This window comes from Pseudomonadota bacterium, assembly GCA_016195085.1.
Taxonomy (GTDB): Bacteria; Pseudomonadota; Alphaproteobacteria; order SHVZ01; family SHVZ01; genus JACQAG01.
The window spans coordinates 19,214-30,409 of sequence record JACQAG010000070.1 but is presented as its reverse complement, the minus strand read 5'-3'; the positions used below and the strand labels follow the sequence as shown (position 1 = coordinate 30,409).

Genomic DNA, 11,196 nt, shown 5'->3' with positions numbered 1-11,196 from the left:
CTGCGCCATCATCGCTGCGGATGGCGGTCGAGCGACGGGACGCTTGATTGCAGGTCATCGATCCCTCCTTGCAAAGTGTGTTCGACAACCCTTTGCTAGCGCATCAGGCCGCCATCCACACCCTCATAGGATCTTGACCCGGGCATCCAGGTTTAAGCATTCCGATGGATTGCCGGGTCGAGCCCGGCAATGACGAATTTTGCTTCAAATATGCCCGTGCTTGGCCAGCGCCTCGGCGGTGTCCTTGCCGCTGGTGACCGGGACGATCTCACATTCGCCGAGGTCGTACCATTCCGCGACCCAGCGCTGGAACAGGGTCACGTCGTCGGTCTCCATGAGCTGGAAGCAGCGGCCCATATCGGCGCTGACCCAGCTGCCGACATAGCTCAAGCCCTCGGGCATCATCCGGCCCTTCTCGCGAAAGCGCCGATAGATCGCCTTGCGATCGCGGTTGCGGAAATCCTCGACCACCATGAACAGCATCGGACGGCCCTCTCAGTCCGTGATACCGGCCCGGAAAATGCCACGGAGCGACGCGCGGCGGCTAGGCCGGCGGCTCGCTTGCGGCTATAGAGTGCGCCCGTTCCCCTCCATGCGATCCCCGGCGGAGTTTCCATGGCCGAGTTCTCGAACCTCCATGTGCTCGACCATCCCCTGATCCAGCACAAGCTCACGCTCCTTCGCGACCAGCGCACGCCGAAGATGCTGTTCCGCCGGGTGATGCGGGAGATCGCGCTCTTGATGGGCTACGAGATCACCCGGCCGCTGCCGCTCGATTCCACACCCATAGAAACCCCGGTGGCGCCGACCACGGGCGGCGTCGTCCACGGCAACCGGGTGGCGGTGGTCTCCATTCTGCGCGCCGGGATCGGCATGGCCGAGGGCCTCTTGGAACTCATCCCCACCGCCCGGGAGGGCCATATCGGCCTCTACCGCGATCCCATGACCAAGCAGCCGGTCGAATATCTGGTGAAGCTGCCGGAGCCCGGAAGGGGGCTATTTCTCGTCGTCGATCCGATGCTGGCGACCGGCAACTCGGCCGTGCACGCGCTCGACGTCTTGAACCGCCACGGGGTCGAGGACAAGGCCATCCGCTTCCTCGCCTTGGTGGCGGCCCCGGAAGGCATGCGGACCTTCAACCGCTCGCATCCGAGCGTGCCGGTCTATGCCGCCGCCCTCGATGAGCGGCTGAACGACCACGCCTATATCGTGCCGGGCCTGGGCGATGCCGGCGACCGGCTGTTCGGCACCAAATAACGCGCGCCGGATTCGGCCCGGAGCAGCGTGCCAGGCCATGCTATGATGGCGGCTCCTCTTCGAGTGCCAAGCCCTTGTCAGACCTGGTGAAGCGCCTGCCTTTCGACCGCACGAGCTGGGCTCTCCTCGGCCGGCTCGTCAAGGATCATGTGCGCCCGCATCGGGCCACCATCCTCTCAGCACTCATGCTCATGGGCGTGGTCGCCGCCGCCACCACGCTGCTGGCCAAGATGATGGAGCCGATCCTCGACCAGGTCTTCTCCCAGCGCTCTGAGGAGCATCTGGTCGAGGTGGCGGTCATGGTGCTGGCGGTATTCGTGGTCAAAGGCTTCGCCACCTACGGCCAAGCGGTGCTGATGAACCGGGTCGGCCAGCGCATCGTCGCCGAGCTACAGGTGAAGCTCTTTCAGCATCTCATCGGCGCCGACATCGCCTATTTCCACGCGACCACCACCGGCACGCTCATGTCGCGGCTCATCAACGATGCGATGCTGCTGCGCGCGATCGTCTCCAATCTCCTGACCAATCTCGGCAAGGACCTGCTGACCCTGGTCTTCCTGGTGGCCCTCATGTTCTACCAGGACTGGGTCTTGGCCTCGGTCGCCTTCCTCGCCTTTCCGACCGCCGTCGTGCCGATCCTGCGCATCGGCAAGCGCATGCGCAAAGTCTCGGCCAACACCCAGGCCGAGATGGCGGAGTTCACCACGCTGTTGGAGCAGGTCTTCCAAGGGGCCCGCCACGTCAAGGCCTATGGCATGGAGCAATACGAGACCGGCCGCGTTTCCCGGCTCGTCGGCCGCCTGAGCCATCTCATGCAGAAGGCGGCGCGCATCCGCTCGGCGAGCCACCCGATCATGGAGACCTTGGGCGGCATCGCGATCACCGTCGTCATCCTCTATGGCGGCTGGCAGGTGATCCAGGGCCAGCGCACCACCGGTGCCTTCTTCTCCTTCGTGACCGCGCTGCTTTTGGCCTACGAGCCGATGAAGCGCCTGGTGCAGCTGAATGCCAGTCTGCAGGAGGGCCTCGCCGCCGCCGTCCGCGTCTTCCAGGTGCTCGACCTCGAGCCCCGCATCGTCGATGCGCCCGCGGCGAAGCCGCTTGCCGTCTCGGCCGGCGCCATCCGCTTCGAGGAAGTGCGTTTCGGCTACGTGCCGGGCAGGCCGGCGCTGGCGGGCTTGAGCTTGAGCGTACCGGCCGGGCGCACCGCGGCCCTCGTCGGCGCATCGGGGGCCGGCAAGTCGACCATCCTCAATTTGATCCCGCGCTTCTACGACGTCGATGGAGGCCGAGTCAGCATCGACGGCCAGGATGTGCGCGAGGTCACCTTGGTCTCGCTCCGCCAGTCGATCGCGCTGGTCAGCCAAGAGGTGAGCCTCTTTGACGACACCGTCGCCGCCAATATCGGCTATGGGCGCCAAGGTGCCGGCTCAGCCGAGATCGAGGCGGCGGCCAGGCACGCCGCCGCGCACGAGTTCATCCAGGCCCTACCCCAGGGCTACGATACGCTGGTGGGCGAGCACGGCATCAAGCTCTCCGGCGGCCAGCGCCAGCGCCTGGCGATCGCGCGCGCCATGCTGAAGAACGCCCCCATCCTGCTTCTGGACGAAGCCACGTCGGCGCTCGACACCGAGAACGAGCGGCTGGTGCAGAAGGCGCTGAAGGAGCTCATGCAGGGGCGTACCACCGTGGTGATCGCCCATCGGCTGGCCACCGTCATGGACGCGCATGTGATCTATGTGATCGACGCCGGGCGCGTGGTCGAGTCCGGCAGCCATGGCGAGCTCATCGCCCGCGGCGGCATCTATGCCCGGCTCTATCACCTGCAGTTCGCCGAGGAGGCAGCGGGCGAGCCGGTCCGCGTGCGCGCTTGAGGTGTCGAGCAAGCTCTTGAAGCGCGTGCTCACGAGCGTGCCGGTCCGGCGCGTGCTGTGCCGGCTGGGTGCGGCCTATATCCGCTTCGTCAAGGCGAGCTCACGTTGGCAGACGGAAGGCTTCGAGACGCCGCAGCGTCTCTGGCAAGCGGGCCAGCCTTTCATCGGCGCCTTCTGGCATGGCCGCATGCTGATGATCCGCTACATGTGGACGAGCGAGCGTCCTGTCGCCATGCTGATCTCGCGCCACGCCGACGGCCGGTTTATCGCCGAGACCATCCGGCATTTCGGCGTCAGCGCCATTGCCGGCTCCTCCAGCCACGGCGGCAGCGAGGCCTTGCGCCAGATGGTGCGGGCGCTCAAGGCCGGAACCTCCGTCGGCATCACCCCCGATGGGCCGAGGGGACCGCGCATGCGCGCGGCCCCAGGCGCGGTGCAGGCGGCGCGCCTGGCCGGGGTGCCTTTGGTGCCGGGCGCGGTCGCCACCAGCCGGCGGCGCGTGCTGGGAAGCTGGGATCGCTTCGTCGTCGCCTTGCCCTTCTCGCGCGGCGCCTTCGTCTGGGGCGAGCCCATCCACGTCCCCGCCGATGCCGATGCCGCGCGCATGGAGCAAATCCGCCGGCAGTTGGAAGACGCGCTCAACGAGGTGACCCAGCGGGCCGACCGGATCGTCGGCCAAGTTCCGATCGAGCCGGCGACTGCGTTGGCGGACAACCATGCTGAGTAACCGGCCCGCGCCATGCTGACGCCTGCCCTCTATCGCGGCTTGTCCGGCATCGGCGGGCCGCTCATCGAGCTCTATCTCCGGCACCGGCGGCGGCGGGGCAAGGAGGATGGCGCGCGCCTGGGCGAGCGCCGCGGCGTGGCCTCGCGGGCGCGGCCGCCGGGAACCCTCCTCTGGGTGCATGCCGCCAGCCTCGGCGAGGCCCAGTCGGCGCTCGCCCTCATCGAGCGTCTCCTGGCGGAGCCGGCGCGGCCCGAGGTGCTGGTCACCACCGGCACCCCCGCCTCGGCCGCGGTCATGGCGGAGCGCTTGCCGCCGGGCGCCTTCCATCAATTCGTGCCGGTCGACCGCGTCGCCTGGGTCGAGCGCTTCCTTGACCATTGGCGCCCCGATCTGGCGCTCTGGATCGAGAGCGAGCTGTGGCCGAACCTGGTGCTGGAGACCGCGTCCCGGGGCATTCCCATGGTGCTGGTGAATGCACGCCTCTCCGAGCGCTCGCTTGCCGGCTGGCGGCGCTTTCCGGGATTGATCCGGCCGATGCTGGCCTCCTTCAGGCTGGTGCTGGCGCAGAGCAAGGCCGATGGCGAGCGCCTGGCCGGGCTCGGCGCCGGCACGCTCGAGGTGCTTGGCAATCTCAAATTCGCCGCCGGGGCGCTCGCCGTCGATCCTGGGCAGCAGCAAGGATTGGCCGCAGCCTTGGGCGAGCGTCCGCGCTGGCTCGCCGCCAACACGCACGAGGGCGAGGAGAGCGCCGCCCTCGCCGTGCATCGACGCCTGGCGCGCCCGGGTCTCCTCACCATGGTGGCACCCCGCCACCCCAAGCGCGGCGAGGCGATCGCAGCGCTCATCCGCGCCTCCGGCCTCACCCTCGCACGCCGCTCCCAGGGCGAGCTGCCCGGCAACGGCACCGACATCTACCTCATGGATACGCTGGGCGAGATGGGGCTTTTCTACGCGCTCTCCGGCATCGCCTTCATCGGCGGCTCCCTGGCGCCGATCGGCGGCCACAACCCGCTGGAGGCGGCGCATTTCGACACCGCCATCCTGGTCGGGCCGGATCGCCGCAACAATGGTGCCGCGGTCGAGGCACTCCTATCCGCCGATGCGGCGTTGGCGGTCAGCGACGAAACCAGCCTCGCCGCCGCAATCGCCTCCCTCATCGACGATCCGGCGCGGCGCCAAGCGCTGGCGCGCGCGGCCGCCAGCGTGATCGGGGCGCATCAGGGCGTGCTCGATTCCGTGCTCGAGCGGCTGCAGCCCCTGTTGCCGCCTGCGGCGAGCCCCCTCTTGCCGCCAGCGGCGAGCGGCGAGATCCGTGCGCGCGCCTGAATTCTGGGCGACCGGCGGTTGGCCGGCCCTGGCGCTGGCCCCTTTGGGATCGCTCTACGATCTGGGCTCCCGCCTTCGACGGCGGATGACCACGGCTTGGCGGGCGCCGGTGCCGCTTCTCTGCGTCGGCAATCTCGTGCTGGGCGGCGCCGGCAAGACGCCGGTGACCTTGGCGCTGGCGCGCAGCCTAGCCAAGGAGGGAGCTGAGGTGGTCTCGCGCGGCTATGGCGGCCATCTCGCCGGACCGGTGCGCGTCGATCCCACCCTGCATCGCGCCCGCGATGTGGGCGATGAGCCGCTGCTCCTGGCCGAAGCGGCGCCGACTTGGGTCGCCAAGAGCAAGCGCCAGGGCGTGGAGGCCGCCATCGCGGCCGGTGCCAAGGCCGTGCTGCTCGACGACGGTTTGCAGAATCCGGGCCTGGTCTACGATTTGGCGCTGGCGGTGGTCGATGGCGGCTTCGGCTTCGGCAACGGCCATGTGGTGCCGGCGGGACCGCTCCGCGAGAGCATCGATCGCGGACTCGCCCGCGCCCATGCGGTCGTGCTCATCGGAGCGGATCGGACCGGCGTTCGCGTGCGCGTCGGCGGCATCCCGGTGATCGAGGCGGATCTGGTGCCGGACGCCGCCGCCCAACGCTGGCGCGGCAGACGCGTGGTGGCCTTCGCCGGCATCGGCCGGCCGCAGAAGTTTTTCGACACGCTGGCCGAGCTCGGCGCCAGCCTCATCGCCACCCATGCCTTCGCCGATCATCACGCCTACCGCGAAGACGAGATCATGGCGCTCGTCGAGAATGCCAACCGCACCGGCGCCGTGCCGGTGACGACGGCCAAGGACTGGGTGCGCTTGCCGGCGGCGGCCAGACCCATGATCGAGGTGGTGCGCGTCGATCTCCTCTGGTCGAAGCCGGAAGCGATGGCGGCACTCATCAATGAGAGGGTGCGGCGTGGCTGACGGACGCCTGCTCTTCCGGCGCGTCCGCCATGGGATCGAAGCCGTGGCGATCTATGGCGCCTTCGGCCTCTTTCGCCTGCTGCCGCTCGGCTTCGCATCGGCGATCGGCGGCTGGCTCGGGCGGCGGCTCGGGCCCTGGTTGCGGCCCTCTGGGATCGCCAGGCGCAACCTCGCGGCCACCTTCCCCGAGAAGACGCCGGCGGAGATCGAGGCGATCGTCGCCGCCATGTGGGAGAATCTCGGCCGGGTCGGCGCCGAATATCCCCATGTCGCCCGCCTCCGCGTCTATGAGCCCGACGGCGCGGTCGAGGTCGTCGGCGCCGAGATCTTGGACCGGCTCCGCGACGATGGCAGGCCCGCCGTGCTGTTCTCCGGCCATCTCGCCAATTGGGAGGTGATCCGGCCGGCGCTGGTGCAGCGCGGATTGGTGTTCGCGGCCGCCTACCGGGCCGCGAACAATCCCTGGGTCGACAGCCTCATCTTCCATGGCCGGCGCGACATGACCGGCCCGCTCATCCCCAAGGGCGGGCAGGGTGCCAGGATGGCGCTGAAGACGCTGAAAAGCCGCCAGCATCTCGCCATGTTCGTCGATCAGAAGATGAATGACGGCATCGCCGTGCCGTTCTTCGGCCGGGACGCGATGACCGCCACCGCCGCGGTCGATCTTGCACGAAAATTCGAATGCCCGCTGGTGCCGGTCAGGATCGAGCGTCTCGGCGGCGCCCGCTTCCGGGTGACGGTCGAGGAGCCTTTGGACCTGCCGTTGAGCAGGGATCGCCACGCCGATATCCGTGCCGGCACGATCCGGATCAATCAGCGTCTGGAAGCGTGGATCCGCGAGCGCCCGGAGCAATGGCTCTGGGTGCATCGCCGCTGGTCGGACGGATAAGCAAGACACGTCACTAGGGCAAGCTCGTACCAGACCGCGGGGGCGACAGGCCGCGTCGCCGCCAGACCCGTTCCCTTTTGCATGGTCGCGATCGTAATCGCCATCCCGCAGCTGCGGCATTACGACTCGATGGTGACGTCGGTGTCGTACATGGCGCCCACACCCAAGGCATCGATCGCGCAGAGCGCGCGCAGTTGATGACCCTGAAGTGCGACGCGATGTTCAGTCTTGCTTGCGGTGAAGGGGTCGGCGTAGCTGATCCTACCGGACGTCTCATCCAGCCCGAGCAGGTCGTGCTCTTGAAGATCCGATATGAGCATCTCCGTCATGCTCTCGGAGAGAGCGCACGCAACGGCAATTTCGCTTGCGCGCGGCAGCAGCCGGTGTGCCCGCTCATCGATGCCCTGTCGACTCCTACCTAGTGTGCCGGTTCCGAAGTTTGCCGGCATTGCCGGCGAACTTCGGAACAGTCGGCGCACGGCAATTTCAATAAGCTCGTGTCGACCTGAATCTGAAATTCGTGGCCACGAATTTCAGATTCACGACACTAGGCACCGTGAATGGCGGCGTGTCCGAGGGCATAAACGGGTGGTTGGGGATATCCGCCAACGAACCAACCGCCTCAGCGCACGTAGATGTGCACCTCGGTGTTTTGCGCCTGGCCGCTGGCGGTGGCCGAGAGCACGATGCGGCTCGCCGGCAGGCCCATTTCCGTCAGCGAGCGCAGCACCTCCTCGGCGTTGCGTCTGGCATTGGCGGAGTTGAGCGTCACCTGTGCCGGATTGCCGCGGGTCGGGCTCACCGCCACGAGATCGAAGGCCGCGTCCGGCCGGCGCTCGAGCGCGCGGCTGACCGCCGTGTAGAGCGCCTGCTGGTAATCGACCTTGGGCCGGTCGAAGCGAATGACCATGAGCGGCCGGCGAGCATCCGCGGCCGGGTTGGCAGAGGCCAGCGCCGGAGCGCTGGGGGCGGGCGCCGCAGAAAGGCCGGAGGGCGACGGGAAGGCGCGATTGGCCAGCGAGGAGCCGAGCAGCTCGCCATTCTTGATGCCGACCGAGAGGGCCGCCAGGTTGTTGCGCTCGTTGTTGAGATAGGAGGTCTGGCGCTGGATATCGGCATTGAGCTCGTTCAGGAGCCGGTCGAGGGCGACCACGGTGCGGTTGACCTCGTCCTCGAGCCCGGAGAGCTGACGGCGATCCTCATCGACGCCGCCGGCCAGGCCATAGGTCGCCCGGGTCGTTTCCAGCATGAAGGCGGCCAGCGAGGAGTCGGCGGCAACCCGGGTCGCCAGGCTGTTCATGTTGGCGATGTCGGTGTTGAGCTGATCCAGCTGGCTCTGCGCCTGGTTCCATTGCTGTTGCAGGATCGGGTTGCCGGGGGTGGTGCCGACCTGGAGGCGGGCGCTGACCGCCGCCACGGTGCCGAAATAGGTCTGGGCGTTCTGGGCGGTGGTCCCACGAATCGCCTGCAGATCAGCCTGGTGCTGGGCGATCGAGGCCTGCAGCTTGCCGAGGTCGCCGCGGAGCTGCTGCACCTTGGTGCCGACGAAGGTCCCGGTCGGCTGGCCGGCGCTGGCCTGGGCAAGGGCGCCGCCGGCCTGGGCCATCTGGGGTGCGGCAGCGGGGGCGGCGGTGACCGGCTTGGCCCGGGCGGCGAGCTCGGCCTGGGAGGGCGGAATGTCGACGCGGACCGGCTGGCGCACCGGGTCGCCCGAGAGCGAGGGCCACAAGGCATCGGAAGCAAAGGAACATGCGGAGAGGAGGAGAGCAGCGCCGCAAAGACAAGCGGCAAGGCGAAGAGAGCGCATGCGCAATCCGTTAGCGAGAGTTTGCCCAGGCACTGCTACGCCACCCCCCGATTTGCCGGTGGAACCCGCTATTGCCATTAGTTCCACCAAATCACGCTAAGCACTTAATTTTGCGGTGATACTAAACAAACGGGCGAGTCCTCACAAGCCGGATTTGCGAAATCCGCCAAGCATCCACAACGATTTCTTGGGCGGACCCGGCCCATGATCAAAGAAAACAAACGAGCGACGCTTGCCAAGGCGAGGGCGGTTTCTATAGTGTCCGCCTCCCAGTGAGCCGGCCGGCATTTTTCGCATGCAGCCAGCCGCCAGCGCGCCCGTAGCTCAATTGGATAGAGCATCTGACTACGGATCAGAAGGCTGGGGGTTCGAGTCCCTCCGGGCGCGCCATTCTCGTTTCCGGGATGTGAGGCCGAAGGCGGCCGAGGATCAGCGGTTCACGCTGCCAATTTAGCAAGCATGCAAGCTATCTCCGCTGCCGGCTAACGTAGCCAGTTTTCCACCGAAAGATCGGCGATCCGGGAGAATTTGCGCTCGTTGTCGGTGACGACGGTGTGGCCGAGCGCCAGCGCTTGCGCGGCAATGAGCAGATCACTCGCCCCGATCGGCAGACCACTGCGTTCGAGGCGAGCCCTGAGCTCGCCATGGACGCTGTCGACCGGGGCATCGAGTGGCAGCACCTCAAGGGCGCCGAGCACCGCTTCGAGCTGCGCCGAAAGCCGCGGCGAAGCCTTCCTTGCCGCGCCGTAGCGCAGTTCGGCGGCGACGATGATGCTCGTACAGACATGCGGCTCGCCGATATAGGCGATGCGAGCCGCAATGCGGCCATGGGGGTGGCGCACCAGATCCGATACGATGTTGGTATCGAGCAGAAACCGCAGGCTCAAAAGTTCACCGGTCGCGCCGGCAAGTCTTTGATCGGCGGAAATTCCTCCTCGAGGGGCTGAAGCGTCGCCAGAACCGCCAAAAGCGATTTTGGCGGCGCCGGCTCGATGATGAGCCGCTGACCCTCTTTTCGGATGACCGCATCCTCGCCCGGGAGCTCGAACTCGCGAGGAATGCGGACCGCCTGGTTGCGCCCGTTCTTGAACAGCTTGACGTGCCGCTCGGCCGCCATTCGCAGGCCTCTTGAGTAGTTGGCATAGGCCATAGCATAGGCCACACTCGCAATCTGTGCCGAGGTTTTTTTGACGTGGAACCCAGGCAGCGCCAATGCTAGAACAAATAGGCAACACAACCTTGAGGACCGTCGGATGGCAGACTTTCCCACGTCTCTCCGCGAGCTGGAGCATGACTTCCAAGAGTACGGTGAGCGATGGAAGAATTTTGGGCGCCGTATCTGCAAAAATGGCTTCGTCTATAGGCATCTGCTGAAGATCCAGGGCGGCCGATGTCCGCAATGCCGTCGCGCCATCAGAACCCCTGCACACATTCACCACCTGGACTACGCGCATCTCTGCCGCTCGGATGACGTTCCTCCCGATTGTCGGGAATGCAACCGCGACACGCCGGGCGCATTCCAATCCTGCATCCGGCGCTTGCTGTTGGTGCACCGCAAATGCCACATGGCGATTCACGGCATTCGCCCCAGGCCGAGATCCAGCCACCGCGTCGTGCGGCCATCTTGCGGCATTAGCAATCATTGATTACATTGATATCAATGATTGCACGAGGCCGACATGGCGAGCATCATCATCCGCAATCTTGACGACGCGCTGAAACGCAAATTGCGCATCCGCGCCGCTGAGCGGAACCGCTCGATGGAAGATGAGGCAAGGGACATCCTGCGCGCGGCGCTGGCCCAGGAATCGGCGGCGCCGGGGAATCTCTACGACGCGATCCGGCGCCGCGTCCGGGCCGTCGGCAGCGTGGACTTGGAAATACCGGCGCGCGGCCCCATGCGCGATCCGCCCCGCTTCGAGGAATGATCGTCCTCGACACCAATGTGCTTTCGGAGACCTTACGCGCGAAGCCGGCCGATTCGGTCAAGCGTTGGATGCGGGAACAGCCTTCCCAGAGCCTATTCACGACCTCCGTCTGCGAGGCGGAGATGTTCTATGGCCTGGCCTTGCTGGCGAAGGGAAGGCGGCGGAGCGCGCTCGAGGCCATGGTCCAGGCAATCTTCGCCGAGGGCTTCGCCGGTCGGGTGCTGCCCTTCGATAGCGCGGCAGCAAGAGCGTTCGCCGAGATCGCAGCCAACAGACAGGCGGAGGGGCGGCCCATCAGCGAGTTCGACGCAGAGATTGCCGCCATCGCTCGCTCCCGCGGCGCGGCCTTGGCCACTCGCAACCTCGACGATTTCGCCGGCTGCGGCATCGAGCTCATTAGCCCTTGGTCCGAATAGACTCGCAGGTTGCGCCGTCA

At 66.9% G+C, this 11,196-nt stretch carries 13 protein-coding genes and 1 tRNA gene; 9 read left to right on the top strand and 5 right to left on the bottom strand.

The window, feature by feature from the left end:
• Window positions 1-204: 204 nt before the first annotated feature.
• Window positions 205-483, bottom strand: coding sequence for a DUF3303 family protein (locus tag HY058_19005; GenBank protein ID MBI3499388.1), 279 nt, complete (start codon window positions 481-483; stop codon window positions 205-207).
• 132 nt (window positions 484-615) lie between these two features.
• Between HY058_19005 and upp the strand changes: the two genes are divergently transcribed.
• From upp to HY058_18975, 6 genes are all read left to right on the top strand, one after another.
• Window positions 616-1,257, top strand: a complete 642-nt coding sequence (upp, locus tag HY058_19000) for a uracil phosphoribosyltransferase (protein ID MBI3499387.1) — start codon at window positions 616-618, stop codon at window positions 1,255-1,257.
• 185 nt (window positions 1,258-1,442) lie between these two features.
• Entirely contained in the window at window positions 1,443-3,131 is a 1,689-nt protein-coding gene (locus HY058_18995) for an ATP-binding cassette domain-containing protein (GenBank protein MBI3499386.1), read from the top strand.
• A complete protein-coding gene (locus HY058_18990; GenBank protein MBI3499385.1) occupies window positions 3,064-3,858 on the top strand; it encodes a lysophospholipid acyltransferase family protein in 795 nt (264 codons plus the stop codon). The genes HY058_18995 and HY058_18990 overlap by 68 nt, the downstream gene beginning before the upstream one ends.
• Window positions 3,859-3,873: 15 nt before the next feature.
• The gene (locus HY058_18985) at window positions 3,874-5,184 is read left to right on the top strand and encodes a 3-deoxy-D-manno-octulosonic acid transferase (GenBank protein ID MBI3499384.1); all 1,311 of its coding nucleotides are present in this window, start codon (window positions 3,874-3,876) and stop codon (window positions 5,182-5,184) included.
• Complete coding sequence (locus tag HY058_18980) at window positions 5,171-6,136, top strand: tetraacyldisaccharide 4'-kinase (protein MBI3499383.1); 966 nt, start codon at window positions 5,171-5,173, stop codon at window positions 6,134-6,136. Before HY058_18985 ends, HY058_18980 begins: the two co-directional genes overlap by 14 nt.
• A complete protein-coding gene (locus tag HY058_18975) occupies window positions 6,114-7,025 on the top strand; it encodes a lipid A biosynthesis lauroyl acyltransferase (protein ID MBI3499382.1) in 912 nt (303 codons plus the stop codon). Before HY058_18980 ends, HY058_18975 begins: the two co-directional genes overlap by 23 nt.
• 119 nt (window positions 7,026-7,144) lie before the next feature.
• On the opposite strand, the gene HY058_18970 is transcribed toward HY058_18975, so the two are convergent.
• Both HY058_18970 and HY058_18965 read right to left on the bottom strand, forming a co-directional pair.
• Window positions 7,145-7,474, bottom strand: coding sequence for a hypothetical protein (locus tag HY058_18970; GenBank protein MBI3499381.1), 330 nt, complete (start codon window positions 7,472-7,474; stop codon window positions 7,145-7,147).
• A gap of 173 nt (window positions 7,475-7,647) precedes the next feature.
• Entirely contained in the window at window positions 7,648-8,832 is a 1,185-nt protein-coding gene (locus tag HY058_18965) for a hypothetical protein (GenBank protein ID MBI3499380.1), read from the bottom strand.
• A gap of 313 nt (window positions 8,833-9,145) precedes the next feature.
• On the opposite strand from HY058_18965, the gene HY058_18960 reads away from it, so the two are divergent.
• Window positions 9,146-9,222 (top strand) — tRNA-Arg (locus HY058_18960).
• A 92-nt stretch (window positions 9,223-9,314) separates the two neighbouring features.
• Here HY058_18960 and HY058_18955 read toward each other — a convergent pair.
• Together HY058_18955 and HY058_18950 are read right to left on the bottom strand one after the other, a co-directional pair.
• A complete protein-coding gene (locus tag HY058_18955) occupies window positions 9,315-9,713 on the bottom strand; it encodes a type II toxin-antitoxin system VapC family toxin (GenBank protein MBI3499379.1) in 399 nt (132 codons plus the stop codon).
• Between the two features lie 2 nt (window positions 9,714-9,715).
• A complete protein-coding gene (locus tag HY058_18950; protein MBI3499378.1) occupies window positions 9,716-9,949 on the bottom strand; it encodes an AbrB/MazE/SpoVT family DNA-binding domain-containing protein in 234 nt (77 codons plus the stop codon).
• A 562-nt stretch (window positions 9,950-10,511) separates the two neighbouring features.
• Between HY058_18950 and HY058_18945 the strand changes: the two genes are divergently transcribed.
• The gene (locus HY058_18945; protein ID MBI3499377.1) at window positions 10,512-10,760 is read left to right on the top strand and encodes a plasmid stabilization protein; all 249 of its coding nucleotides are present in this window, start codon (window positions 10,512-10,514) and stop codon (window positions 10,758-10,760) included.
• Window positions 10,757-11,176 carry a type II toxin-antitoxin system VapC family toxin gene (locus HY058_18940; protein MBI3499376.1) on the top strand — a complete coding sequence of 140 codons (420 nt, stop codon included), beginning with the start codon at window positions 10,757-10,759 and terminating at the stop codon, window positions 11,174-11,176. Before HY058_18945 ends, HY058_18940 begins: the two co-directional genes overlap by 4 nt.
• Window positions 11,177-11,196 lie beyond the last annotated feature (20 nt).

Bases quoted from the DNA above. Each gene is read 5' to 3' on its own strand.
- HY058_19005 (MBI3499388.1), bottom strand. From the start codon at position 483: ATGCTGTTCATGGTGGTCGAGGATTTCCGCAACCGCGATCGCAAGGCG.
- upp (MBI3499387.1), top strand. From the start codon at position 616: ATGGCCGAGTTCTCGAACCTCCATGTGCTCGACCATCCCCTGATCCAG.
- HY058_18995 (MBI3499386.1), top strand. From the start codon at position 1,443: ATGCTCATGGGCGTGGTCGCCGCCGCCACCACGCTGCTGGCCAAGATG.
- HY058_18990 (MBI3499385.1), top strand. From the start codon at position 3,064: ATGCCCGGCTCTATCACCTGCAGTTCGCCGAGGAGGCAGCGGGCGAGC.
- HY058_18975 (MBI3499382.1), top strand. From the start codon at position 6,114: ATGAGAGGGTGCGGCGTGGCTGACGGACGCCTGCTCTTCCGGCGCGTC.
- HY058_18970 (MBI3499381.1), bottom strand. From the start codon at position 7,474: ATGCCGGCAAACTTCGGAACCGGCACACTAGGTAGGAGTCGACAGGGC.
- HY058_18965 (MBI3499380.1), bottom strand. From the start codon at position 8,832: ATGCGCTCTCTTCGCCTTGCCGCTTGTCTTTGCGGCGCTGCTCTCCTC.
- HY058_18950 (MBI3499378.1), bottom strand. From the start codon at position 9,949: ATGGCGGCCGAGCGGCACGTCAAGCTGTTCAAGAACGGGCGCAACCAG.
- HY058_18945 (MBI3499377.1), top strand. From the start codon at position 10,512: ATGGCGAGCATCATCATCCGCAATCTTGACGACGCGCTGAAACGCAAA.
- HY058_18940 (MBI3499376.1), top strand. From the start codon at position 10,757: ATGATCGTCCTCGACACCAATGTGCTTTCGGAGACCTTACGCGCGAAG.